The organism is Arthrobacter sunyaminii (genome assembly GCF_018866305.1).
Classification (GTDB): Bacteria; Actinomycetota; Actinomycetes; order Actinomycetales; family Micrococcaceae; genus Arthrobacter_B; species Arthrobacter_B sunyaminii.
Map to the genome: position 1 here is coordinate 2,751,312 of NZ_CP076456.1, position 24,256 is coordinate 2,775,567.

General features: G+C 65.1%; 21 protein-coding genes and 3 tRNA genes. 13 read left to right on the forward strand and 11 right to left on the reverse strand.

All coding sequences use genetic code 11. From position 1 onward, the window contains the following. The 5 genes from KG104_RS12370 (at position 1) to KG104_RS12390 (ending at position 5,084) form a co-directional block, all read left to right on the forward strand. Positions 1-741, forward strand: a complete 741-nt coding sequence (locus KG104_RS12370) for a response regulator (protein WP_207348063.1) — start codon at positions 1-3, stop codon at positions 739-741. Positions 742-780: 39 nt separating this feature from the next. After that, positions 781-1,095 (forward strand): MmcQ/YjbR family DNA-binding protein, encoded by a 315-nt coding sequence (locus tag KG104_RS12375; protein ID WP_207348062.1) that lies wholly within the window; start codon positions 781-783, stop codon positions 1,093-1,095. A gap of 70 nt (positions 1,096-1,165) precedes the next feature. Then, entirely contained in the window at positions 1,166-1,930 is a 765-nt protein-coding gene (locus KG104_RS12380; RefSeq protein ID WP_207348061.1) for an ABC transporter ATP-binding protein, read from the forward strand. 2 nt (positions 1,931-1,932) lie between these two features. After that, a complete protein-coding gene (locus tag KG104_RS12385) occupies positions 1,933-4,431 on the forward strand; it encodes an FtsX-like permease family protein (RefSeq protein ID WP_207348060.1) in 2,499 nt (832 codons plus the stop codon). A gap of 122 nt (positions 4,432-4,553) precedes the next feature. Further along, the gene (locus KG104_RS12390) at positions 4,554-5,084 is read left to right on the forward strand and encodes a hypothetical protein (RefSeq protein WP_207348059.1); all 531 of its coding nucleotides are present in this window, start codon (positions 4,554-4,556) and stop codon (positions 5,082-5,084) included. Positions 5,085-5,171: 87 nt separating this feature from the next. Here the strand turns inward: KG104_RS12390 and metG are convergent, their stop codons facing one another. From metG to ilvD, 9 genes are all read right to left on the reverse strand, one after another. Further along, complete coding sequence (gene metG, locus KG104_RS12395; protein WP_207348058.1) at positions 5,172-6,731, reverse strand: methionine--tRNA ligase; 1,560 nt, start codon at positions 6,729-6,731, stop codon at positions 5,172-5,174. 46 nt (positions 6,732-6,777) lie between these two features. Then, positions 6,778-7,377 carry a hypothetical protein gene (locus KG104_RS12400; RefSeq protein ID WP_207348057.1) on the reverse strand — a complete coding sequence of 200 codons (600 nt, stop codon included), beginning with the start codon at positions 7,375-7,377 and terminating at the stop codon, positions 6,778-6,780. Between the two features lie 129 nt (positions 7,378-7,506). Continuing rightward, positions 7,507-8,868: an FtsX-like permease family protein gene (locus KG104_RS12405; protein ID WP_237687164.1), complete on the reverse strand. Its 1,362-nt coding sequence runs from the start codon at positions 8,866-8,868 to the stop codon at positions 7,507-7,509. Then, the gene (locus KG104_RS12410) at positions 8,865-9,590 is read right to left on the reverse strand and encodes an ABC transporter ATP-binding protein (protein ID WP_207348056.1); all 726 of its coding nucleotides are present in this window, start codon (positions 9,588-9,590) and stop codon (positions 8,865-8,867) included. Before KG104_RS12410 ends, KG104_RS12405 begins: the two co-directional genes overlap by 4 nt. Positions 9,591-9,687: 97 nt before the next feature. Continuing rightward, entirely contained in the window at positions 9,688-11,283 is a 1,596-nt protein-coding gene (serA, locus tag KG104_RS12415; RefSeq protein WP_104101148.1) for a phosphoglycerate dehydrogenase, read from the reverse strand. Positions 11,284-11,488: 205 nt separating this feature from the next. After that, positions 11,489-12,514, reverse strand: coding sequence for a ketol-acid reductoisomerase (gene ilvC, locus KG104_RS12420; protein ID WP_104052390.1), 1,026 nt, complete (start codon positions 12,512-12,514; stop codon positions 11,489-11,491). 69 nt (positions 12,515-12,583) lie between these two features. Next, the gene (gene ilvN, locus KG104_RS12425; RefSeq protein WP_104052391.1) at positions 12,584-13,099 is read right to left on the reverse strand and encodes an acetolactate synthase small subunit; all 516 of its coding nucleotides are present in this window, start codon (positions 13,097-13,099) and stop codon (positions 12,584-12,586) included. Between the two features lie 4 nt (positions 13,100-13,103). Beyond that, complete coding sequence (locus KG104_RS12430; RefSeq protein ID WP_104160615.1) at positions 13,104-15,011, reverse strand: acetolactate synthase large subunit; 1,908 nt, start codon at positions 15,009-15,011, stop codon at positions 13,104-13,106. 404 nt (positions 15,012-15,415) lie between these two features. Further along, the gene (gene ilvD, locus KG104_RS12435; RefSeq protein WP_207348055.1) at positions 15,416-17,119 is read right to left on the reverse strand and encodes a dihydroxy-acid dehydratase; all 1,704 of its coding nucleotides are present in this window, start codon (positions 17,117-17,119) and stop codon (positions 15,416-15,418) included. Positions 17,120-17,280: 161 nt separating this feature from the next. Between ilvD and KG104_RS12440 the strand changes: the two genes are divergently transcribed. Then, entirely contained in the window at positions 17,281-17,727 is a 447-nt protein-coding gene (locus KG104_RS12440) for a hypothetical protein (protein ID WP_104052394.1), read from the forward strand. Between the two features lie 33 nt (positions 17,728-17,760). On the opposite strand, the gene KG104_RS12445 is transcribed toward KG104_RS12440, so the two are convergent. Next, entirely contained in the window at positions 17,761-18,717 is a 957-nt protein-coding gene (locus tag KG104_RS12445) for a 2-hydroxyacid dehydrogenase (protein WP_207348054.1), read from the reverse strand. A 143-nt stretch (positions 18,718-18,860) separates the two neighbouring features. On the opposite strand from KG104_RS12445, the gene KG104_RS12450 reads away from it, so the two are divergent. The 3 genes from KG104_RS12450 (at position 18,861) to KG104_RS12460 (ending at position 19,707) form a co-directional block, all read left to right on the forward strand. Further along, the gene (locus KG104_RS12450; protein ID WP_207348053.1) at positions 18,861-19,184 is read left to right on the forward strand and encodes a hypothetical protein; all 324 of its coding nucleotides are present in this window, start codon (positions 18,861-18,863) and stop codon (positions 19,182-19,184) included. A 104-nt stretch (positions 19,185-19,288) separates the two neighbouring features. Further along, a tRNA-Lys gene (locus KG104_RS12455) sits at positions 19,289-19,364 on the forward strand. Positions 19,365-19,631: 267 nt separating this feature from the next. Further along, positions 19,632-19,707: transfer RNA gene (locus KG104_RS12460), tRNA-Lys, on the forward strand. 243 nt (positions 19,708-19,950) lie between these two features. Here KG104_RS12460 and KG104_RS12465 read toward each other — a convergent pair. Then, on the reverse strand, positions 19,951-20,478 hold the full coding sequence (locus KG104_RS12465) for a MarR family winged helix-turn-helix transcriptional regulator (RefSeq protein ID WP_307859005.1): 528 nt from the start codon (positions 20,476-20,478) through the stop codon (positions 19,951-19,953). 180 nt (positions 20,479-20,658) lie between these two features. Between KG104_RS12465 and bcp the strand changes: the two genes are divergently transcribed. The 4 genes from bcp (at position 20,659) to KG104_RS12485 (ending at position 24,217) form a co-directional block, all read left to right on the forward strand. Then, positions 20,659-21,126, forward strand: a complete 468-nt coding sequence (gene bcp / locus KG104_RS12470) for a thioredoxin-dependent thiol peroxidase (protein WP_104052398.1) — start codon at positions 20,659-20,661, stop codon at positions 21,124-21,126. A 69-nt stretch (positions 21,127-21,195) separates the two neighbouring features. Further along, positions 21,196-21,280 (forward strand) — tRNA-Leu (locus KG104_RS12475). A 263-nt stretch (positions 21,281-21,543) separates the two neighbouring features. Next, a complete protein-coding gene (locus KG104_RS12480; RefSeq protein WP_207348052.1) occupies positions 21,544-22,245 on the forward strand; it encodes a fasciclin domain-containing protein in 702 nt (233 codons plus the stop codon). A 274-nt stretch (positions 22,246-22,519) separates the two neighbouring features. After that, positions 22,520-24,217, forward strand: coding sequence for an ABC transporter substrate-binding protein (locus KG104_RS12485; RefSeq protein ID WP_207348051.1), 1,698 nt, complete (start codon positions 22,520-22,522; stop codon positions 24,215-24,217). Positions 24,218-24,256 lie beyond the last annotated feature (39 nt).

Below are 24,256 nucleotides of genomic sequence, written 5' to 3' on the forward strand. Positions count from 1 at the left end.
ATGACCGGCACCCTGTCCAACCCTTCCGGCAGCGACATCCCCGAGCCCGCGCCCATCCGGGTGGCCCTGGTCGATGACCAGCAGCTGGTCCGCGGCGGCTTCAAGATGCTGATCAATTCCCAGCCCGACCTGACCGTGGTGGCCGAGGCAGGCAACGGCGAGGAAGCGGTGCGCGCGCTCTCCGCCGTGCGCGCCGACGTCGTCCTCATGGACGTGCGCATGCCCGGGATGGACGGCATCGAGGCAACCTCCCGGATCCTGGAGCGCGCCGCGGCGCAGCCCAAGGGATCCAGCGACGCCGAGCTCAAGGTGGTGGTGCTGACCACCTTCGACCTGGACGAGTACGCGCTGTCCGCGATCCGTGCCGGAGCCAGCGGTTTCCTGCTCAAGGACGCCCCGCCGGAAGAACTCCTCGACGCCATCCGCACCGTGTACCGCGGCGACGCGGTGATTGCGCCGTCGACCACCCGCAGGCTGCTGGACCATGTGGCTCCCCTGCTCCGCGAGCCCACCGCCGAGGTCAGCCGGCATGCGGCCGACGTCGAACGCCTCACCCCCCGCGAGCACGAAGTCTTCGGACTGATCGCGCAGGGACTCTCCAATCCCGAAATCGCCGCGCACCTGTTCCTCTCCGACGCCACAGTGAAAACGCACGTGGGCCACATCCTGGCCAAGCTCGGCGCCCGGGACCGCGTGCAGGCTGTGGTGATTGCCTACGAAACCGGTATCGTCGCACCGTAGACAGGGGTGCCCCGGCGCTCCGGAGTTAGGGAGGCTGCCGTGTCCGCTGAAGCCGACGTCCGTTCCTTCTGCCTTGGCCTGCCCGGCGTCACCGAACGGCTCAGCTGGCAGCAGCCCGCGTGGTTTGCCCGGACCCTGATGGCGCGGATCTGGGATGACGGGGTTCTGACCGTCAAGTCTCCGGAACGGGAGGCACTGGCGGGCACCAACCCGGACACCTTCTTTTGGACGCCGCACCACGACCGTTCCCCGCTCTTGGTGCTGGTGCGGCTGGACCGGGTGGACCGCGGTGAACTGGAGGAACTGCTGCTGGAGTCCTACCGGCTGGCAGGCCCGCTTCCACCCACGGTATGAGACGGGGCCGGGCTGATCCCCGCCCCTCCTCCGATGCTCCGGCAACCGGCCGAGGCATAACGTAATGGGTATGACAACCCTTACTGAGAAATCTTCCGTGCCCGGCGGCACCACGGCCGCCGCTGCCGCACGGTCCCTGAACAAGACTTACGGCTCCGGCGACACCGCCGTCCACGCACTGTCCGACGTTGACGTCACCTTTGACGCCGGCACCTTCACCGCCATCATGGGACCGTCCGGATCCGGCAAATCCACCCTCATGCACTGCCTCGCGGGACTGGACACGGCTGACTCGGGCAGGATCTGGATCGGGGACACGGAGATCACATCTCTGAAGGACGCCGAGCTGACCCGCCTGCGCCGCGACAGCGTGGGCTTTGTGTTCCAGTCCTTCAACCTGGTGCCCACCCTCACGGCCGAACAGAACATCACGCTGCCCGTGGCCCTGGCCAACGGCAAGGTGGACCAGTCATGGCTGGAGTACATCACGGAGACCCTGGGTTTGACCGGCCGGCTCAAGCACCGCCCCCACGAGCTCTCCGGCGGCCAGCAGCAGCGCGTCGCCGTCGCCCGCGCCCTGCTGACCCGCCCTCATGTGGTCTTCGGCGACGAGCCCACCGGCAACCTGGATTCGAAGTCCGGCGCCGAGGTACTCTCCCTGCTGCGCCGCTCCACCCGGGAAATGGGCCAGAGCATCATTATGGTCACCCACGATCCGGTGGCTGCTTCCTACGCCGACCGCGTGGTCCTGATGAACGACGGCGCGCTGGTGGGGGAACTGGCCAACCCGACGCCGGAGACCGTGCTCGCAGCCCTGACCAAACTGGGAGCCTGAGCATGCTGCAGGTAGCTCTGGCGCAGGTGCGCCTCAACGCCCGCCGGTTCATCGCCGTCTCACTTGCCGTGATGATCGCCGTCGGATTCCTGACCGCCACGCTGGTCATCAACTCCTCGTCAAAAGCCTCGCTGACCCAGAGCGTGGGTGAGGGTTTCCGGAACGCGGATCTGGTCCTCAACGGAAACCTGTACCGCGCCGACCCGGTGGTGCTGAACGAAGACACAGTCGACGTCGTCCGCGACCTTCCCGGGGTGGAGGGCAGCTATGCCGTTCACCGGGGCTACGCCAGCTTTGGCACGGGTCGGGACACGGTATTTGCCCAGGTCAACAGCATTCCCGAGTACACGCCGCTCTTCCCCGGGGACGTCATCGACGGTTCACTGCCGGTATCCGACGGCGAAGTTGCCGTAGACAGTGACACCGCAGAGCGCCAGGGCCTCTCGAAAGGCTCGGTACTGAACCTCACGGGCGGCCCCGATGAATCTGCGGCACAGCTGACCGTCACTGCCCTGGTTGCACCCTCCAACGATCCGACCAGCATGGGCACCCCCCAGCTCTACGCCGCCGGTGCCACCGCGGCGTTGTTCGCCAACACCGAAGACGGGTTCGACACCATCCAGCTGGCACTGGCCGACGGCGCCAAGGCGGACGAGGTACGGGCCACCGTGGAGCAGGAACTTTCAGCTGCCGGCATGGACGAAGTTGTTGTCCGCACCGCCCCGGAACAGACCGACGCCGTTGTGGCCAGCTTCACCAACGGAGAAGATGCCCTCACCCTCATCCTGCTGGCCTTCGCCGCCGTAGCCGTGCTGGTCTGTGCCCTGGTGGTCTCCAACACCTTCTCCGTACTGGTGGCCCAGCGCACCCGCGAACTTGCCCTGCTGCGCTGCATTGGTGCGGAACGTTCACAGATCCGCCGCTCCGTCCTCGCGGAAGCCCTGATCGTGGGCATCGTGGCGTCAGTTGCCGGTGTAGTGGCCGCCGTGGCCCTGGTGGGCGGCATCATCGCCTACCTGCAGACCATTCCTGAAAGCGGCTTCGCCACGCTGGCGGTCTCCCCTGTGTCGGTTGTCGTTGGCCTGCTGGTCGGCGTCCTGATGACGGTCCTGGCCGCACTGGTTCCGGCCCGTGCCGCCACCGCGGTTGCCCCGCTGGCTGCCCTGCGGCCTGCCGAAGACGTGCGGGCCGGAACGAAACGCGGCCGGGTCCGCCTGATCGCAGGACTGGTGCTGCTGGCCGTCGGCGCCGCCCTCCTTGCCGCCGGCGCCATGTCCGCGGATCTCCTGGTGGCGCTTCCCGGCGGCATCCTCAGCTTCGTGGGCGTGCTGATGTGCGCCACCCTGTTTGTTCCGTCGCTGGTGCGGACTGTCGGTTCGCTGGCCGCACCGCTGGGTGTGCCCGGAAAACTCGCCGCCGTCAACGCCGTCCGGAATCCCCAGCGCACCTCGGCCACGGCATCCGCCCTCCTGATCGGCGTCACCCTCGTGACCATGATGATGACCGGAGCCGCAACCGTACGGACTTCCCTGGACAGTATGCTGGCCGGGGAATTCCCGGTGGATGTGAGCGTCACCGGGCAGGACCGTGCGTTTACCGCAGCTGATGCGGATACCGCCCGTGCCGTCGAGGGCGTGCAGGACGCCGTCCTGGTACCTGTGGCAGGGACCACCGATACAAAGGACTGGGGGGCGTACGACGTCTACGCGCTGGACCCTGCCGACGCGGCAAAGGTCCTGCAGGATTCCAACCTGGTCCTGGCGGATGACACCATCCTGATGCCGCAGGGCGTCAAGGACGAGACCCTGACGGTTGCCGGTGCAACCTCCAGCGTGGAGCTGAAGGTCCTGGTCTCGGAGGACAAAATGCTGCGTCCGCTGATCACGTCCGACACGGCCGCGGCCCTGGGCGGCCCCGCACCGGTGGCCGATTCCGCGGATTACGTTCCCATGCCGCAGCTCTGGCTGTCCGTGGAGGACGGTTTGACCACCGGTGCCCTGATCGACCTGCGCGCCGAGCTGGCTGAACGGCTGGACGTGGAGGAGTACACCGTGAACGGCTCCGCTATTGAGCGGGCGGCCTACGAACAGGTCATCAATGTCCTGCTGATGGTGGTCACCGGGCTGCTGGGCGTCGCCGTGGTGATTGCCCTGGTGGGTGTGGCCAACACGCTGTCCCTGTCAGTCCTGGAACGCACCCGCGAATCCTCGCTGCTGCGGGCACTGGGCCTGACCCGCGGACAGCTGCGCGGCATGCTGGCGCTCGAAGCCGTCCTCATAGCAGGGGTCGCGGCACTGATGGGCAGCGTGCTGGGATCGGTGTACGGCTGGCTCGGAGCACAGTCCGCGCTGGGCTCCTTTGCCTCCGTGGCGCTCTCACTCCCGTGGCTGCAGCTGCTCGGCGTCCTGGCCGTGGCACTGTTGGCCGGACTGGCTGCCTCGGTCCTCCCGGCCCGCCGTGCCGCCCGCCTGTCCCCGGTGGCAGGACTGGCTGCCGACTAACACGCAGCCGCGAGTTCCCGGACCGGCCGGTACGGCGGACTCCGGCCCGGGAACTCGCGGCAGGTAGGGTGATCTGACAGGATAGTAAGCAAGCTGATCAGCATGAGTCGAAGGAGTATGAGATGTCCAATCCCGGGGCCGCCTGGAAACCCAAGCATGCATCCCTGTCCGCATATCTGGATGACCATCTGCTGGGTGCTGAAACCGGGGTTCGGTTGTTCAGCGCAGCCCGCCGAACCTGGGAGGGCTCCGAGTACGAGCAGACCTTCGCTGACCTGGAGTCCGAAATCGCCGGGGAACGGGACGAACTGGAGCAGTTGATCCTGGCGCTCGGATACCGGCGGAGCAAATTCAAGAAGGCCCTGGCGATGGCCGGTGCCGTGACCGGAAAGCTGGGGCCGATCAATCCGCTCAGCACGGGAGGCGGCACCACGGGCCAGTTTGAACTGGAAACCCTGCAGTCCATTGTCCGGGCCAAGGAGTGCCTGTGGCGGACCCTGCTGGCGCTGTCCGCGCACGACCGCCGGTTCAATCCGTCCCGGCTTCAGGAAATGATCGACATGGCCGGGCGGCAGCAGGATGCTGTGGCCCGGGTCATGGAGGAAACGGCTCCGGCACGGTTCCTGACCGGTTCGATCCCCGTGAAGCCCTAGAACTAAATCGTCTGCAGACCAAAGAAAGAGTGCCTTCTGACCCGGTCAGAAGGCACTCATTGTTAAGCCGGCGGGTTGCCGATCCTGTTACTCGGCAGGTTCCTCGTACTTCGGGAAGATCGGCGCCGGAGCCGGCAGCGGTGTGCCCGGCACCAGAGGGGTGCCGATCGCACTGAACCGGCGGGCGGCGGCGTCGTCCTGGCCCAGGACCGTCAGCAGCTTGGCGGCGCTGTCCGGCATCACGGGCTGGATGAGGATGGCCACGATCCGCAGCACCTCCAGCGTCACGTAGAGCACGGTGTTCATGCGCTCGACGTCGGTCTTCCGCAGCACCCAGGGTGCCTGCTCGGCGAAGTAGGCGTTGGTGTCGCCGAGGACCTTCCATGTGGCTTCGAGCGCACCGTGGAAGTCCTGAACGTCGTAGGCCTTGCGGGAGATCTCCAGGAGTTCGCCGGCGGCGGCCAGGATGGCCTTGTCCTCGTCGGTGAATTCTCCCGGCTGAGGAACTGCGGCGCCGCAGTTCTTGGCCACCATGGACAGCGAGCGCTGGGCCAGGTTGCCCAGGTTGTTGGCGAGGTCCGAGTTCATCCGGCCCACCACGGCCTCGTGGCTGTAGGAGCCGTCGCCGCCGAAGGGCACTTCACGCAGCAGGAAGAACCGCACGGAGTCCAGGCCGTACTGGTCGGCCCACTCCTTGGGCGCCACCACGTTGCCCAGGGACTTGGACATCTTGACGCCCTTGTTGTGCAGGAAGCCGTGGATCATCACGCGCTTGGGCAGTTCCAGGTCCGCGGACATCAGGAACGCGGGCCAGAAGATGGCGTGGAAGCGGGAGATGTCCTTGCCGATGACATGGACGTCAGCCGGCCAGTACTTCTGAAAGGACTCCGACTCGGTGTCGGGGAAGCCGACGCCGGTGAGGTAGTTGGTGAGGGCATCCACCCACACGTACATCACGTGCTCCGGGTTGCCCGGAACCGGAACGCCCCAGTCGAAGGTGGTGCGGGAAATCGACAGGTCCTCGAGTCCGCCCTTGACGAAGCTGATGACCTCGTTGAACTTGGACTGCGGCGCGGCGAAGGTCGGCTGGGCCTCATAGAGTGCCAGCAGCTTGTCCTGGTAAGCGGAGAGGCGGAAGAAGTAGCTTTCCTCCTCCGTCCACGTCACCTCGGTGTCCGTCTCCTTCGAATACCGGATGCCGTCTTCGCGGACTTCGGTTTCGTCGTCGGTGTAATAGGCCTCATCCCGGACCGAGTACCAGCCGGCGTACTTGGAGAGGTAGATGTCGCCCTTCTCCTCCATCCGCTTCCAGATGGCCTGCGCCGCGGCGTAGTGGTCCTTGTCCGTGGTGCGGATGAAGCGGTCATGGGAAATGTTCAGGTCCCGGCTCATCTGCTGGAAAGCCGCCGAGTTGCGGTCCGCCAGTTCTTTGGCGGTGATGCCTTCCTTGTCCGCCGACTGCTGCATCTTCAGGCCGTGCTCATCGGTGCCGGTCATGAAGAAGACGTCGTAACCGTCCAGGCGCTTGAAGCGGGCCATGGCGTCGGTGGCGATGGCCTCGTAGGCATGGCCGATATGGGGCACTCCGTTGGGATAGGAGATGGCCGTGGTGATGTAGAACGGGGTCTGGGAATCGGAAGAAGTCACATAAGAAAATTACCCTGTTTGGCCTGCGCTTGTCGCTTCGGTCCTTTCAAGCCCCGATGCCGGAGCGCGCCTGCCGGGCGGCACCGCGGCGTTCGGCCCGTGTTTGATACCCCGGAGTGTCGAACCTGGCGTAATGACCCAGGCAGAGAAGGGCGAGGGTGTAGAAACAGCTGATGGTGCAGGCAGTACCGACAACGGCCCGGTACGGCAGCCAGGAGTCTCCCTGGGGCAGGATGGCGAACTCCGCCCCGATGCACGCTGCAAGCAGGACCGCGAAGAGAAGCTCCGCCGTCACCCTCAGCTTTGGTTGCCGGTAGCGCGGGGACAGAAGGGGCGCAACGGGCATAAGCCACACCGCTTCGTTGATCCAGACGGTGGCGACCAGCAGAAACGCCGCCACTGCGCTTCCGGCATAGAGCAGGACGAACTTCCAGCCCTTCGGCAATCCTCCCCGAACCCCGTAGAGAGCCGTCAACAATGCCCAGGGCGGGAGAGCAGCGTGCACGAGTTCCATGGGACCGGCCGGGATCACCCACAGCAGCAGGGCTGACGGAACCAGGTAAACCGTCAGCCGAACTCCCGCGGCAGGCGGGCGGACGGGTGCAAAAACCATCAGCCCGGTCAGGAGCACTGCCAGGGCAAACACCAGACGGTAGACCAGGAATTCAGTGCTCCCCGCTCGAGCGGTGTTGCGGCCTGCTCCGCCGGAAGCTGTGACATGGGCCCAGTCTAGGTGCGTTCAGGGCAGACTACCGGGGCATCCAGCGGCCCCTGGCTAAGACTCACCGTCCAGGACACCCGTCAGGACCGGGCCCGTCGCCGCGAGTCCTGCGCGCACCAGCGCCACCCCGGCAGCAACCGACGCCGCCAGGAAGATCATGGACACCGGCGCGAACAGCACCGCGGCTCCGGTGAGCGGGAAGAGCAGCAGGGCAGGCACCGCCGTGGACACCACGCTCACCAACAGAAGCGGCTGCATGACGGCTCCAATTCGGGCATCGTCTATGACGCTGCGCGGCATCCCCATCCGGTCCAGGCTGCGGTACAGGTCCGCACGGTCCAGCACGGTGGCGGCCTGGTTGATGCCGGCCGAGCAGGCGACCATGAGGAATCCGGCGACCACGGTGATCAGGACGCCCGTCATTACGTCTCCAGGCAGGAAATCCTCAAGTCCCTCCGCCTGCACCCCCTGCAGGACCGAGGCACCAGCTCCGGCAACGACGGCGGTGAAGCAAACCATGGACAGTGCGCTGACCTGCCGCCAGGCCGCTTTGGGCGCGTCCAGCACAATTCGGGCAGCAAGCAGCGCCTGCGGCGTTGCCGCCCGGCGCAGCCGTCGGCGGGCGGAGACAGCCACCAGCCACGGCCCCACCAGGTTCAGGACCGCCAGCCCGGCGGCAAAGGCACCGAACAGGACGGCCAGTGCCAGGGCGGCCACAGCAATGGGGGTCATCAGGGCGAGGACACAGCCGGCGATGATGACCACCGCCGCCACGGCCCGGCGCCCCCGCACCTTTTGCGGCACGGCACGGGTGCGGACGCCAAGCGGCGAAACCGTCACCCGGCGCAGGCCGACGGCGGAGCTGACCGCCGCCAGGAGCACCACCGCCAGCACCGTTGCGGCACTGGCCGCCGGGTGCAGCCAGTAGGCGGCGCCCAGCGCTGCTCCGCGGAAATGAATCAGCTGGACAAACGGCGCGAGCACCAGATAGCCGGCCACGCCTCCCAGTGCACCCGCGAACGCCTGGGCACTGGCCTCCAGAACCGTCACCCGGCGGACCGTCTTTGCGGAAGCACCCAGCAGGCGCAGGGTTGAGAGGTGCTCGTCGCGGCGGCGGGCGGAGAGCCGCGCAGCCGAACCTCCCAGCGTGATCAGGGGAAGCACCAGCAAAATGAGGGCAAAGCACGCGAGCAGCAGGTACAGGTCACCCTCTTCGTCCCCCCACTGCAGGAAGGACAGGGCACCGGCGAGGACCGTCAGCAGCAAGGTGGTGACCACGGCGAAGGACGCGGCCGGCAGCAGAGCCGCTGTCCGCCCGGCGGTACCGGGGCGGTTCAGCAGCCAGGTAATACGCAGCGGTACGGCCAGCGGAGAGGAGTCCACTGCGCGGAGCAGGGCGGAGGCCACGGCGCTCATCGGCGGATTCCCGCGGCGCCGGCGGTGTCCGCCACCACGACGCCGTCGGCCAGGGTGATGATCCGGCTGCACCAGCGGGCAACATCGGAATCGTGGGTGACAACCACCAGGGCCCGTCCGGTTCCCTGCACCGTTTGCAGCAGCTGTCCCATGACTTCTGCTGAAGTGCGGGAGTCCAGGGCGCCCGTGGGTTCGTCAGCGAACAGCATCCGGGCGCCGGTGACCTGTGCCCGGGCGATGGCTACCCGCTGCGCCTGTCCCCCGGAAAGCTCACCGATCCGCCGTTCCTCCATGCCGGTCAGTCCCAGGGCGGCCAATGCGCCGGCTGCAGCCTGTTCCGCCTCCCGGCGGGCCGTGCCGTCAAGCATGAGGGCCAGGGCCACGTTCTCTCCGGCGGTGAGCTCGGGTATGAGCAGCCCCTGCTGGAACACGAAGCCGAACTCCCGCCGGCGCAGGGCGGACCGGGCGTCGTCGTTCAGGGCTGTGACCTCAATCGGCAGCGCTGTATCCCGGAACAACCGAACCCGTCCGGCGTCGGGCGAGGTGATGCCGGCCAGGCAGTGCAGGAGCGTGGTTTTTCCGGAGCCGGAGGCTCCCATGACGGCGAGGGACTCTCCGGGGCGGACAGTGAGGCTGACCCCTGCCAGGGCCGGAGCGCCGTCGTACGTCTTTACAAGGTTCTCGGCCGCCAGCAGGGGCGCACCGGACATGGATGCAGTCATGCCTCCATGTTGTCCCGCCGCGGGTAGGCGGCGCCTCGGAGCCCGGCATGAACTCCGTGCCAGGCGCCTCCTACCCTGGGCGGACCCTGCAGGCCTGTCAGCCCTGCAGGTCGACCTCGCGGACCACGGTGGCACCGATTTCGGTGCGCAGTGTTTCCAGCACGTCCTGCGGAACGGAGGAATCCACGGTCAGCAGTGACAGGGCCTGGCCGCCCTCGGTGTTGCGGGCCACCTGCATGCCGGCAATGTTGATGTTCTTCTCCCCCAGGACCCGGCCCAGGGCGCCGATGACGCCGGGGCGGTCGGCGTAGATGAGCACCAGCAGGTGCTCGCTGATCGGGATCTCGAGGTCATAACCGTTGACGCCCACAAGCTTTTCGATCTGCTTGGGCCCGGTCAGGGTACCGGCGACTTCCAGCTGGGTGCCGTCCGAGAGGGCGCCGCGGATGGTCAGTACGTTGCGGTAGTCATCCACATCGGGGGTCTTGAGCAGACGGACCTCTATGCCGCGCTGCTCGGCCAGGACCGGAGCGTTCACGTAGGAGACCTGCTCGGAGACGATGTCCGTGAAGATGCCCTTGAGTGCTGCCAGTTCCAGGGCCTTGACGTCCAGCGCGGCGATCTCGCCGGCCACCTCAATGTCGATGGCGGTGACGGAGTCGGAGGAGAGCGCGGTGAAGATGCGTCCCAGCTTTTCGATCAGCGGGATGCCCGGGCGGACGTCCTCGGCAATGATGCCGCCGGCCACGTTCACGGCGTCGGGCACCAGTTCGCCGGCGAGGGCCAGACGGACCGATTTGGCGACGGAGACGCCGGCCTTTTCCTGGGCTTCCTCGGTGGAGGCGCCCAGATGAGGGGTGACAATGACATTGTCCAGAGCCTGGAACGGCAGGTCGGTGGAGGGTTCCTTCACGAAGACGTCCACACCGGCACCGGCGATCTTGCCCTCGGTCAGCGCGGTGTAGAGGGCATCCTCATCCACCAGGCCGCCGCGGGCCACGTTCACCACGTAGGCGGTGTCCTTCATCTTGTCGAAGGCCTCGGCGCCGAGCATCCCCACCGTCTCGGGGGTCTTGGGCATGTGGATGGTGACAAAGTCAGCCTGCTCCAGCAGCTCGTCCAGCGTCACCAGGCGGACATTCAGCTGGGCGGCGCGGGCCGGGGTGATGTACGGGTCATAGGCGAGGATTTCGGTGCCGAAGCCCTGCAGCCGGGCGGCCACCAGGGCTCCGATGCGGCCCAGGCCGATGATGCCGATCTTCTTTTCGAACAGCTCAATGCCGGAGTACTTGGAGCGCTTCCACTCGCCGCCCTTGAGGGCTGCACTGGCCTGCGGAATGTGGCGGGCCAGGGAAAGGATGTGGCCGACGGTCAGTTCCGCGGCGGAGATGATGTTCGACGTCGGGGCGTTGACCACCATGACACCGGCCTGGGTGGCGGCCTTGATGTCCACGTTGTCCAGGCCGACACCGGCCCGGGCAATGACCTTGAGGTTCTTCGCGGCAGCGATGGCTTCGGCGTCCACCTGGGTGGCCGAGCGCACCAGGATGGCATCCACGTCCGCAATGGCGGAGAGCAGCTGCGTCCGGTCCGCTCCGTTGGTGGAACGGATCTCAAAGTCCGGACCCAGGGCCTGAACTGTGGCCGGGGAAAGTTCTTCCGCAATAAGTACGACGGGCTTGGTGGCTGTCACCGGTGACCTCTTTAGCTGTGGTGGATTCTGGTGGGGATCTTGGTGAAACCCTTTTCTGCGCAAAGAGGCCGGACCCGTTCAACCGGGCCCGGCCTCTTTACCGAAACGGCTTGCTCTTGCGAGCTTATCGTTTCGCTGTTGGGCGCACTCAATCGTGTGCCCTGTGTTACCGGCAGGTTACCGGCCTCCGTTTAGCGGGATCTGCCTAGCGGGAGACGGAGCCTTCGGTGTAATCGTCGTCGGACTTGATCCAGGAGAAGAGCTTGCGCAGTTCGCGGCCGGTGGCCTCGATCGGGTGGTCTTCGCCCTTCTGGCGCAGTGCCTTGAACTCCGTAGCGTCGGCGTCCTGGTCATCGATGAAGCGCTTGGCGAAGGCACCGTTCTGGATGTCCGCCAGGACGGCCTTCATGTTTTCCTTCACGCTCTCGTCAATGACGCGGGGTCCGGAAACGTAGTCGCCGTACTCGGCGGTGTCCGAAACGCTCCAGCGCTGCTTGGCGATGCCGCCTTCGACCATCAGGTCAACGATGAGCTTGAGCTCGTGCAGCACCTCGAAGTACGCGACCTCGGGCTTGTAGCCGGCTTCGGTCAGGGTCTCGAAGCCGTACTGGATCAGCTGTGATGCACCGCCGCAGAGGACAGCCTGCTCGCCGAAGAGGTCCGTTTCGGTCTCTTCGGTGAAGGTGGTCTCGATGACGCCGGCGCGGGTGCCGCCAATGGCCTTGGCGTAGGACAGGGCCAGTTCCTTGGCCTTGCCGGAGGGGTTCTGCTCGACGGCGATGAGGTCGGGAACACCGCGGCCGGCTTCGAATTCGCGGCGCACAATGTGGCCCGGACCCTTGGGGGCAACCAGTGCGACGTCGACGTCCGCCGGCGGCTGGATGTAGCCGTAACGGATGTTGAAGCCGTGGCCGAAGAACAGGGCGTCGCCGGCCTGCAGGTTCGGGGCGATCTCCTCGGCGTACACGAAGCGCTGGACCTGGTCCGGGGTGAGCACCATGATGAGGTCAGCCTCGGCAACGGCGTCGGCAACGCTGAGGACACGCAGGCCCTCAGCTTCGGCCTTGGCGCGGGACTTCGAGCCTTCCTTGAGGCCAACGCGGACGTCAACGCCGGAATCGCGCAGGCTGAGAGCGTGGGCGTGGCCCTGGCTTCCGTAGCCGATGACCGCGACGGTACGTCCCTGGATGATGGACAGGTCGGCGTCGTCGTCGTAATACATGTCAGTCACAGTGTTCTCCTACTGAAGTTTGTTGCTGGGTTCTTGGATAAAGGTTTGAAGCGGAACTGCAGCGAAGGCCTAGGCGGTGCGCAGGTGCGCGCGGTCGCCCATGGACTTGGAGCCGCGGCCGATGGCCAGCGTTCCGGATTGAACTATTTCGCGGATGCCAAAGGGTTCAAGCACTGCAAGGAGTGCATTGAGCTTTTCGGCGGTGCCTGTGGCTTCAACGATCAGCGAGTCGGTGGACACGTCAACCACTGAAGAACGGAACAGCTCGGCTGCCTGGGTTACCTGCAGCCGGGTTGCGGCATCCGCGCGAACCTTGACCAAGATGTGGTCGCGTTGCACGGAAGACTCGGGAACCAGCTCAACAATCTTGATGACATTGACGAGCTTGTTCAGTTGTTTGGTGACCTGTTCCAGCAGGTCACCCTCGGCCTCGACCACCACCGTGATGCGGGACAGTCCCGGCACCTCCGAGGGGCCGACAGCCAAAGAATTGATGTTGAATGCCCGGCGGGCAAACAGGGACGCGACGCGGGTCAGGACACCGGGAACGTCTTCAACCAGTACGGAAAGGGTGTGGCGTGCCATGGCCCTAGTCCTCCTCTTCCCAGGTGGGTGTCATGTTGCGGGCAATCTGGATCAGGTCATTGGAAACGCCGGAGGGAACCATCGGCCACACCATTGAGTCGCGGCTGACCACAAAGTCAATGACCACCGGGCGGTCGTTGATCGCCAGGGCCTGGCGGATCGTATCGTCAATGTCCTCTTCGCGCTCGCACCGCAGTCCGGCGCAGCCGTAGGCGTCCGCAAGCTTCACGAAGTCCGGAACCCGGACGGTGTCATGACCGGTGTTCAGGTCCGTGTTGGAGTAGCGGGACTCGTAGAAGAGGGTCTGCCACTGCCGCACCATGCCCAGCGAGGAGTTGTTGATGATGGCAACCTTGATCGGGATCTTGTTGATCAGGCAGGTGGCCAGTTCCTGGTTGGTCATCTGGAAGCAGCCGTCGCCGTCGATGGCCCAGACCACACGGTCCGGGTTGCCGACCTTGGCACCCATGGCTGCGGGCACCGAATAGCCCATGGTGCCCAGCCCGCCGGAGTTCAGCCAGGCGCGGGGACGTTCGTACTTGATGAACTGGGCGGCCCACATCTGATGCTGGCCCACGCCGGCCACGTACACGCCTTCCGGGCCGGTGAGTGCACCGATGCGTTCGATGACCTTCTGCGGGGCAATGTGGCCGTCCTCGGGTTCGCTGTAACCCATGGGGTAGATCTCGCGCAGGCGGTCAATGACTTCCCACCAGGGGGCAATGTCGGGGCGCTCGACGGCGAACTGAGCGCGTACGGCGTCGGACAGTTCAGGGAGGATCTCCTTGACCGAGCCCACAATCGGCACGTCCGCAGGCCGGTTCTTGGAGATTTCGGCGGGGTCGATGTCCGCGTGGATGACCTTCGCCCCGGGGGCAAAGGAGGACAGCACGCCGGTGACGCGGTCATCGAAGCGGGCACCGAGGGTGATAAGCAGGTCCGACTGCTGCAGGGCCGTGACCGCCGAGACGGAACCGTGCATGCCGGGCATGCCCGCGTGCTGACGGTGCGAATCGGGGAAGACGCCGCGGGCCTGCAGCGTGGTGACGACGGGCGCGCCCACCAGCTCGGCCAGCTCCAGCAGCTCTGCAGAGGCATCAGCCTTCAGCACGCCGCCGCCAACGTAGAACACGGGACGGTGCGACGCCGCGATCAGGCGTGCGGCTTCGCGCACCTGCTTGGAGTGGCCGCGCACCACGGTGCGGTAGCCGGGCAGATCAATCCGGGGCGGCCAGGAGAACATGGTCTTGGCCTGCTGGGCGTCCTTGGAGATGTCCACCAGCACCGGTCCGGGGCGGCCGCTGGTGGCAATGTGGAAGGCCTCGGCCAGGACCCGGGGGATGTCATCCGCGTTGGTGACCAGGTAGGAATGCTTCGTGATGGGCATGGTGATGCCCACGATGTCCGCTTCCTGGAAGGCGTCGCTGCCGATGAAGGCGCTGGACACCTGGCCCGTGATGGCAACCATGGGAACCGAGTCCATGTGTGCGTCTGCGAGGGCGGTCACCAGGTTGGTGGCGCCGGGCCCGGACGTGGCGATGCAGACTCCGGCACGGCCGGTAACCATGGCGTAACCCTCTGCGGCGTGTCCGGCTCCCTGTTCGTGGCGGACCAGGATGTGCCGGAGCTTGGTGGAATCCATGAGCGGGTCATACGTCGGAAGGATTGCGCCGCCGGGCAGGCCGAAGATGTCCTCAACGCCCAGCTCTTCCAGCGCCCGGACAATAGCCTTGGAGCCGGTCATCTCGGTGGGCGGAACAACATTGTTGGAGCCCTGCACCCGGGTGTCCACGGCTTCGGACGGAACGGAAACGGAAGAGGCAACATCACGCGTCTTGGCAGCGGCTGCCTTGGCGGCAACGCTGGCCTTGTTGGCCATCAGCGACGGGCTGATTGGCGATCCCTTACTCATAAATTCTTCCTTACGGATACTTATTCATGTGATCTGCTGCGGCGGCCGGCCGGACGATTAGCCCGGGACGGCTTTTCTGCTTTGTCTGAAGCCAATAAAAAAACCCCTCGTGCCGGTTGGCTCCGTAGGGGTTCGCGCGTGACGTTCTTGCAAGCTCGGCGGTTAGGCCACGCGCTTGATAAGGACGACGGGTACGATCTGCATGCCCTTCAGTCTTCCCGTCCCCTGCGGGGGTGTCAAACTTATGAGACTTCCGTCTCATTATGTGGACAACGTGTCCGTTCTTTGGACGCCCAGTTCCCCTGGTTCCCTGCCCGCCCAAGGCGGCAGGGCTTAATAAGGTTGAAAACCCTAAGGGGCCCCAGGCAGCAGGCGCTCCGGCGCCTGCTGCCTGGGGAGGGTTTTCAACCGCAGTAAGCGCCGGTGGAGGCAGAGTTGACCAGTTTGGTGTACTTGCCCAGCACGCCGGTGGTGAACTTGCCCGGCAGCGGCTTCCAGCCAACCTTGCGCGCTTCCAGCTCGGACTCGTCGACCAGCAGGTCGAAGCTGCGCGCGGCGATGTCCACGCGGATCCGGTCGCCGTCCTTCACGAAGGCAATGGGACCGCCGTCGACCGCTTCCGGCGCCACATGGCCGATGCACAGGCCCGTGGTGCCGCCGGAGAACCGGCCGTCAGTGAGCAGCAGGACGTCCTTGCCCAGACCCGCTCCCTTGATGGCACCGGTGATGGCGAGCATTTCGCGCATGCCCGGTCCGCCCTTGGGTCCCTCGTAGCGGATGACGACGACGTCGCCGGCGTGGATTTCTCCGTGGTCCAGGGCATCCAGTGCACCCTGTTCACGTTCGAACACGCGGGCGGTGCCTTCGAAGACATCGGCGTCAAAGCCGGCGCTCTTCACGACGGCGCCCTCGGGTGCCATGGAACCGTGCAGGATGGTGATGCCGCCGGTCTTATGGATGGGGTTGTCCATGGCGCGCAGGACCTTGCCGTCGGGGTCCGGCGGATTGATGGAGGCCAGGTTTTCCGCAACGGTCTTGCCCGTGACGGTGAGGCAGTCGCCGTGGATCAGGCCGGCGTCGAGCAGTGCCTTCATGATCACCGGCACGCCGCCGATCTTGTCGACGTCGTGCATCACGTACCGGCCGAAGGGCTTCAGGTCCCCCAGGTGCGGAATCCGGTCACCGATGCGGTTGAAGTCCTCCAGCGTGAGGTCCACATGAGCTTCGCGGGCGATGGCCAGCAGGTGCAGGACGGCGTTGGTGGAACCGCCGAAGGCCATGGTGACGGCAATGGCGTTTTCGAAGGCTTTTTTGGTCATGATGTCGCGGGCGGTGATGCCCTTGCGCAGCAGGTTGACCACGGCTTCGCCGGACTTGCGGGCGAACTCGTCGCGCCGGCGGTCGGCCGAGGGCGGCGCGGCGGAACCGGGAAGGGACATACCCAGTGCTTCACCGATGCAGGCCATGGTGTTGGCTGTGTACATGCCGCCGCAGGCGCCTTCGCCCGGGCAGATGGCACGTTCGATGGTGTCCAGGTCCTTGAGGCTCATCTTGCCGGCGGCGCAGGCACCCACGGCTTCGAAAGCATCAATGAGCGTCACTTCCCGCTCGGTGCCGTCTTCCATCTTGGCGAAGCCGGGCATGATGGAACCGGCGTACAGGAAGACGCTGGAGAGATCCAGCCGCGCGGCAGCCATCAGCATGCCGGGCAGGGACTTGTCGCAGCCGGCCAGGAGGATCGATCCGTCCAGGCGCTCGGCCATCATCACCGTTTCCACGGAGTCGGCAATGACTTCACGCGACACCAGGGAGAAGTGCATGCCCTCATGTCCCATGGAAATGCCGTCGGACACCGAGATGGTGCCGAACTGCATGGGGAACCCGCCGCCGGCGTGGACGCCTTCCTTGGCGCCCTGGGCCAGCCGGTTCAGGGACAGGTTGCAGGGGGTGATCTCGTTCCAGGAACTGGCGACGCCGATCTGCGGCTTTGCGAAATCGTCGTCCCCCATTCCGACGGCCCGGAACATGCCGCGGGCCGGGGCTGCATGGATCCCGTCCGTGACGACTCGGCTGCGGGGTTTGATGTCAGGGGTATTCTCCACACTCATGTTCCGATCTTAGGACCTATCGGAGGCCGTTCCGGGGCATGTGACGGATGCATGCCCCGGTTGTTACGGCGCGTGAAGAGCACGTGACAAGTGGATGACCAACCAAGGCGTTGCCGTGGCGGGCTTCCATTGTCCGGGGCTGATGTTCATAGACTGGGCAAATGACTTCGGCACCAGAATTCCGCGACCAGCCCTCAAGCGATGACATCAAGGCTGTGCTCCGGCATGTGTTTGAATCTCAGATCCCCAACTATGGGGACTACAACCTGGTCTGCGCCGTCCCGGGCGGAGACGATGCCGAAACCTACTATGTGGTGGGTTACCGGTGGCGCCCCGCAGAGCTGGTGTTCGCGCCGTTCGATCCCGAAACGCTGGCCGGCACGGAAGCTCCCACCGCAGTCAATTCGACCAACCTCTCCCACACGGATGAAGTGAATTCAGGAGACTACGAAGTGGGAACGAACACCGGGCGCCTTTTCCGGTTCCGGGTGCTGTCCACGGCTTTGCTGCCAAAAAACAGCGACGGCGGAGAGCGCCGGATCATCGAACAGGCCGGGGACCTGGAGGATTTCAGCGCTTTTCTCGACCACTTCCTGACGCTGGCCTGAGGCCGAGCCTGGCCGCGCCCAGCCCCGGCAGGCTCAAGCCCACGGCCCCCGCAGGACAAGGTTCATTGGTTCCTCGCCCCGGGCCAGCCGGTCCGCCTGCTCTTTGAGCAGCTTGCGGATGCGCCGCACAAAGGCCTCGGTGTTTCCTCCGACATGCGGGGTGATGATCGCGTTGGGTGCCTTCCACAGCGGATGATCCGCCGGCAGCGGCTCCGGATCGACGACGTCGAGCGCCGCTGACAAACGGCCCGAGACCACCTCCGCAGTGAGCGCGTCCGTATCAACGACGGCGCCGCGCGCCACGTTCACAACCAGCGCCCCGTCAGGCAGCGCCGCCAGGACGTCACGGCCAATGAGGTGCCGCGTTTGCTCGTTCAGCGGGGTAATTACCACCAGGACATCCGCTGTGGCTGCGAGTTCGGCCAGTTCATCGACCCCGTGCACCAATCCGTGCTCATCGGTGCGTGCCCGGTTTCCCACCCGGGTCAGTTCAACTTCGAAGGGCTCCAGCCGGCGCGCGATGGCGGATCCGATTCCGCCCACACCCACCATCAACACCCTGGAGTCGGCCAGTCCTCGGTAACGCCTGCTGCCCCACGTGCCGGTCTGCGCATTGCGCACGGCGTCATCAACTCCGCGCAGACTGGCCAGCATCAGGGTCAGTGCAAGCTCCGCGGTCCCGGCCGCATGGACGCCCGCAGCGCTGGCGACGGCGACGCCGGGGCCGGCGAGTTCCGGCAGCCCGTCATATCCGGTGGTCTGGGCCTGAATCATCCTGAGGTTGGGTACGCGGCCCAGTGCCTCGCCCCAATCGTTTCCCGCCGCGTACGGCAGGACGACGGCGTCAATCTCGCCGTAGGTTAGCCCGCTGGGCTCCCCCACCAGGTCCCAGACGCCGGCGCGGAAGCCGTTAGGCAAAGGTTCCAGCGCATCGAGGAGATCTTCGCTGGGCACGGTCAGGGTGCGGACGGGGCGGAATTGCTCATTCATGCCTGACAGCCTAGCCCCGGGGCTGCTCCGCACCGTGCACTCTGGACACCGCTGCGGCGCCGCCGTAACGTCGAAGACCGGTTCAGTGTTGTTGTCCCCGCGGGCCATGCCTGCTGCGGCACACCAGTGGAAGGGCGGGTTGAGTGAAACGCTTGTCTCGGCTTACAACGTCCGCAGCTGCCGCTGCCGGACTGAGTGCCGGTGCCGCTTTTGCCCTGCTGAGGCGGCTCCTGAACAACAAGGTAGTGGAGCAGGCCGGCGGCCTCCCGGTCACCCCGGTCCCCCGCGACACCGTTTCAGCCACTGCCGCGCAGGACCCGGAGGACCCGGACGAGCCGGCTTCCGGCGCCCCCGGACTTCCCTCCCGAACGTGGATTGTTGATAACAGTGCAGATTGGGACGGCAGTCCGCTGGAACTCGTGGTTCCGGCGGGCCGACACAGGAAGGCAGGTACGCCCAATCCCTGAAATTTCCACCCGATTTCTCTTTTCCCCGGAAGTACTGGTAATGTTTCATGTCGTTGCGGAGAGCAAATCGAGCAAAAAAGCACGGTTGACACTCTGAGACAAATGCACCTCTAGCTCAATTGGCAGAGCATCTGACTCTTAATCAGAGGGTTCCGGGTTCAAGTCCCGGGGGGTGCACCAATGAGAACCCCGGCTGTTTGGCATTATGACCAAGCAGCCGGGGTTTTTCTTTTGTCCGGGAGATCTCCGGCGCACCCCCGTACCGGTCAAGCTGCGCATCCGCTGCTCGCCGTATACCGCGAATGCAGGGACGCCGTATGAACTGCGTCTCAATTGCCCGATTCCACGCCCCCGCGTTCGCGGTCGGGGAAAAAGGCTGGTAATGTTGTCTGTCGTTGCGGATGACAAATCGCCGGTTTGACCGGCGGTACGGCGTCCCGGCAAGATGCACCTCTAGCTCAATTGGCAGAGCATCTGACTCTTAATCAGAGGGTTCCGGGTTCAAGTCCCGGGGGGTGCACCACGTCAAGGAGAGCGGTTCTGTTCGGTGAATACCGGCGGGGCCGCTCTCCTTTTTGGTTGGCAGGGTGTTGGTCGGCACAGGGTGCGGGTCGGCACGACCCCCGCCTCTTTTGAACCCTCCTGCCCCGGCAACCCGGACCGGCTGGCTTTAACCGGACCGGCTGGCTTTAAACAGGAAAGGCACGCTTCCCGTCAGGGTGCGTGCCTTCCTGTAATTGTTACCTCAGAGATATCAGGCCCGGGGTTATTTTCCCGCCTCAACGCCTTCGGTTTTGCCGGACGCCTCGCCCTGGACCTCGCCCGCCGGATCGGTCGGAGCTGCAATGGCTTCAATTTCCTCCGGGGCCACCGCCGGAATAGGCAGCCCGGGTACATCCACGGCAAGTTGCCACCGGGAATTGCCCAGCTCGCGGATAACGTTGCGCAGCTGTCCGCGCAGTTCGGGCGACATGAGTTCCTGGCCCTCGGTCAGCGTGCGCTCAATATCCTGTGCTTCCTGCAGCGCTTCACGGCCCTGCGGGGTAATGGACACCATGTGGCTGCGGCGGTCCAGGTCATTGCGGACGCGGGTTACGTGTCCGTGAGCTTCAAGCCGGGAGAGAGTCTTACCCATGGTCTGCGCCTGCACACGGACAATTTGCGCAAGGCGTGCCTGCGTCATGGGTCCCTGGGATTCAAGGACTCCAAGCGCGATCACTCCCGCGTGGGTGACACCTATCCGGACCAGCCTCTCATTCCAGGCATGTTCGACCAGACGTGCGGCCGTAGACAAGAGGCGACCAGTGGGCCAGTGCTCCATATCGGGCATAAAACAGAACTCTTCCTTTCAGGGTGAGGAGGCATCGGCCGATCGGATAACCTGCAAATCCACCACCTACTATGATAGTCACCATGGCCTCCCACTGTCTCGCCGAGGCGTGGTGAGCCGCGCATTGATACCAAGGAGAGACCTATGACCCGCCTGTCCCCCGGTGAAACAGCCCCGGACTTCACCCTTCCGGCCACAAACTCGACTTCCGTCTCGCTCTCCGGATTCCGCGGACGCAGCACCATCGTGTACTTCTACCCCGCCGCCGCCACCCCGGGCTGCACCAAGGAAGCCTGCGACTTCCGGGACAACCTGAACAGCCTGCAGGACGCCGGGTACGCCGTCGTCGGCATCTCTCCGGACCCGGTGCCCAAGCTGGAGAAGTTTGCCGAGGCGGAGAACCTCAACTTCCCCCTGCTTTCCGATCCCGACCACGCCGTGGCCGAAGCATACGGAGCCTGGGGCGAGAAAAAGAACTACGGCAAGACCTATGAGGGCCTGATCCGGTCAACCGTGGTGGTGGACCCGGAAGGCAAAGTCTCCCTCGCACAGTACAACGTGAAAGCCACCGGCCACGTTGCCAAACTATCCCGTGATCTGGGACTCGCCTAACCTCGGGTACACTGGAGGCTGGTTTTAGGGCTTTGCGCAACAACTGCGGCAACATCCTGAAAGCAGTGCGCGCGAGTGGCGGAATTGGTAGACGCGCTGGATTTAGGTTCCAGTGTCTTCGGACGTGTGGGTTCAAGTCCCTCCTCGCGCACCAAAGGGAATCGTCGAGACATCGTTTCCGGATGAGTCGCGACACAGGTAACACCCCGGTCTTCGGACCGGGGTGTTTTCTTTTGCCCCTGCCCCCTTCCTCCCCCGGCCGTCCGCAGCCTGTGACGCGGGTCAAAACTTTTCCGGTGTTCCACCCATCCGGCTCCGGACTCCGGCCGAAGACCTTCTGAGACCTCGCACCAAGAGGTGTTCACACCAACCACGAGGTTCCGCCGCAACGGGGGCTCTCGCCAGAAGGAGAAAATCATGGCTTTCAAAACCCGCCGAAACATGTCCATCCTCGGAATCGCCGCTGTCTCCATGCTGGGCATGGCCGCCTGCAGCACCGACTCCACCGACACCTCATCAACGAGTTCCGAATCAGGTACGGCATCAGAGTCCAGCATGTCCCCCTCGGCTTCGGAATCCATGAGCTCCGACCCCGGCGCCAGCGAGTCCATGAGCGCTGACCCGGCGGCCAACCTGGTGGGCGCCAGCTGCGCCGACTACGCAGCGGCCGTTCCCGAAGGCGCCGGCTCCATTGAAGGAATGTCCCTTGATCCGGTGGTCACCGCCGCTTCCAACAACCCCATGCTCACCACCCTCACGTCTGCGGTCTCCGGCGAGCTAAACCCGGATGTGAATCTCGTGGACACCCTCAACGGCTCCGAGTTCACCGTCTTCGCCCCCACCGATGATGCCTTTGCCAAGCTGGATCCGGCCACCATTGAGGCGCTGAAGGCTGATCCGGAACTGCTCTCCAGCATCCTGACGTACCACGTGGTTCCCGGCCAGATGACACCCGATGAACTGTCCGGCTCATACGCCACCGTCAACGGCGAAGAAGTTGAGGTCACCGGTTCCGGAGACAGCCTCATGGTCAACGACGCCACAGTGGTTTGCGGCGGCGTCCAGACTGAAAACGCCACCGTTTACCTGCTGGACACCGTCCTGATGCCCGGAATGTAACCAAAGCGGCCGGTTAGCGCCGGCAGGCTGTGCCGACCTTCGCAGCCGAGCAAAAGGCGGGTGCCCCTCCGGGTGCCCGCCTTTTGTGTGCCCGCCCCGCCTCCTGTGTGACCGAATTGTGACCGCGCCGCCGGGCGTTCAAATACCGTCGGAATCGCGGTCACCCATTAGGCTCTGGTCCATACGTTTGTGTCACACGACACACATCGGATGACACGCCCCGCACGGCACCCGCCACACGCACGGGTATCTCTCGCCCCAGAGGAGTACGACCATGTCATATGCCGGCCGATCTACGAGCGGTTCGCGCCCCAAACGGCGCGCCGCGGCCATCACCACAGGGATCGCGCTCAGCGCCCTGATTCTCTCGGGCTGTGCCCAGAGCGAGCGCGACGAAGGAACGGGCGACGCCGGGGCGTCGTCGGACGTTGACGGAACCTTTGTGTTCGCAGCGTCCTCGGATCCCAAGTCGCTGGACCCCGCCTTCGCTTCCGACGGCGAGTCCTTCCGCGTCAGCCGCCAGATCTTCGAGGGCCTGGTGGGCGTCAAGCCGGGCACCGCGGATCCGGAGCCGCTGCTGGCCAAGTCCTGGGAGACTTCCGAGGACGCCCTGACCTACACCTTCGAGCTGCAGGACGGCGTCACCTTCCACGACGGCACCGATTTCAACGCCGAAGCCGTTTGCGCCAACTTTGACCGCTGGTACAACTTCACGGGCATCCAGCAGGCCGAGAGCCTTGCCTACTACTACAGCAAGCTCTTCAAGGGCTTCGCCGATACCCCGGAAACCGCCACCTACGAGTCCTGCGAGGCGACCGGCGAGACCGAAGCCGTAGTGACCCTGGCCAAGCCGTTCGCCGGATTCATCGCCGCCCTGTCCCTGCCGGCCTTCTCCATGCAGAGCCCGACGGCGATGGACCAGTACGCGGCCAACGAAGCTTCCGGCACGGCCGAGGCCCCCACGCTGACCGAGTACGCCAAGAGCCATCCCACCGGAACCGGCCCCTTCAAATTCGAGAACTGGGAAGTCGGCAACCAGATCACCCTCTCCGCCTACGACGACTACTGGGGCGAGCAGGGCCAGGTCACGGACATCATCTTCCGTGTCATCGACGATCCCAACTCCCGCCGCCAGTCCCTCGAGGCCGGCACCATTGACGGCTACGACCTCGTGGCTCCGGCCGACACAAAGTCGCTGGCCGACGCCGGGTACAACGTGATGGCCCGCGAGCCGTTCACCATCCTCTACCTCGGCATGAACCAGAAGGTTGAGGAGCTGGCGGACCCGCTGGTGCGCCAGGCGATCGCTCACGCCATCGACAAGCAGGCCCTGGTGGACCAGACCCTGCCCGAAGGCACCAAGGTGGCCTCCCAGTTCATCCCCGATGTCGTCAACGGCTACAACGAGGACGTCACCGAATACGAATACGATCCTGAGAAGGCCAAGTCCCTGCTGGCCGAGGCCGGCTACCCGGACGGCTTCTCCGTGGACTTCAATTACCCGACCGGCGTTTCCCGCCCGTACATGCCGACGCCGGAGCAGGTTTACACCAACATCACCGCCCAGCTCGAAGACGTGGGCATCACCGTCAATCCGCAGCCGAACAAGTGGTCCCCGGATTACCTGGACCGCGTCCAGGCCTCCGAAGACCACGGCATCCACCTGCTGGGCTGGACCGGCGACTACAACGACACGGACAACTTTGTCGGTGTGTTCTTCGGCGGCGAAAAGCCCGAGTTCGGGTTCAACAACCCGGAGATCTTCGATGCCCTGGAGGAAGCCCGCCAGGTCAGCAGCCTCGAGGAGCAGACTCCGCTCTACGAGCAGATCAACGAGGACATCGCCGAGTTTGTGCCGGCCATTCCGCTGGCACACCCGGCTCCCTCACTCGCCTTCAACGAGCGCGTGGTTTCCTACCCCGCCAGCCCGGTGAATGACGAAGTGTTTAACAAGATCGAACTCAACAAGTAAGCAGCACAGGGCCGGGGTCTCTTCGGAGATCCCGGCCCT

Excerpts from the sequence above, each read along its gene's own strand:
- KG104_RS12370 (WP_207348063.1), top strand. The coding sequence starts at position 1 with ATGACCGGCACCCTGTCCAACCCTTCCGGCAGCGACATCCCCGAGCCC.
- KG104_RS12380 (WP_207348061.1), top strand. The coding sequence starts at position 1,166 with ATGACAACCCTTACTGAGAAATCTTCCGTGCCCGGCGGCACCACGGCC.
- KG104_RS12385 (WP_207348060.1), top strand. The coding sequence starts at position 1,933 with ATGCTGCAGGTAGCTCTGGCGCAGGTGCGCCTCAACGCCCGCCGGTTC.
- KG104_RS12390 (WP_207348059.1), top strand. The coding sequence starts at position 4,554 with ATGTCCAATCCCGGGGCCGCCTGGAAACCCAAGCATGCATCCCTGTCC.
- KG104_RS12405 (WP_237687164.1), bottom strand. The coding sequence starts at position 8,868 with ATGAGCGCCGTGGCCTCCGCCCTGCTCCGCGCAGTGGACTCCTCTCCG.
- KG104_RS12410 (WP_207348056.1), bottom strand. The coding sequence starts at position 9,590 with ATGACTGCATCCATGTCCGGTGCGCCCCTGCTGGCGGCCGAGAACCTT.
- ilvN (WP_104052391.1), bottom strand. The coding sequence starts at position 13,099 with ATGGCACGCCACACCCTTTCCGTACTGGTTGAAGACGTTCCCGGTGTC.
- KG104_RS12430 (WP_104160615.1), bottom strand. The coding sequence starts at position 15,011 with ATGAGTAAGGGATCGCCAATCAGCCCGTCGCTGATGGCCAACAAGGCC.
- ilvD (WP_207348055.1), bottom strand. The coding sequence starts at position 17,119 with ATGAGTGTGGAGAATACCCCTGACATCAAACCCCGCAGCCGAGTCGTC.
- KG104_RS12440 (WP_104052394.1), top strand. The coding sequence starts at position 17,281 with ATGACTTCGGCACCAGAATTCCGCGACCAGCCCTCAAGCGATGACATC.
- KG104_RS12445 (WP_207348054.1), bottom strand. The coding sequence starts at position 18,717 with ATGAATGAGCAATTCCGCCCCGTCCGCACCCTGACCGTGCCCAGCGAA.
- bcp (WP_104052398.1), top strand. The coding sequence starts at position 20,659 with ATGACCCGCCTGTCCCCCGGTGAAACAGCCCCGGACTTCACCCTTCCG.
- KG104_RS12480 (WP_207348052.1), top strand. The coding sequence starts at position 21,544 with ATGGCTTTCAAAACCCGCCGAAACATGTCCATCCTCGGAATCGCCGCT.
- KG104_RS12485 (WP_207348051.1), top strand. The coding sequence starts at position 22,520 with ATGTCATATGCCGGCCGATCTACGAGCGGTTCGCGCCCCAAACGGCGC.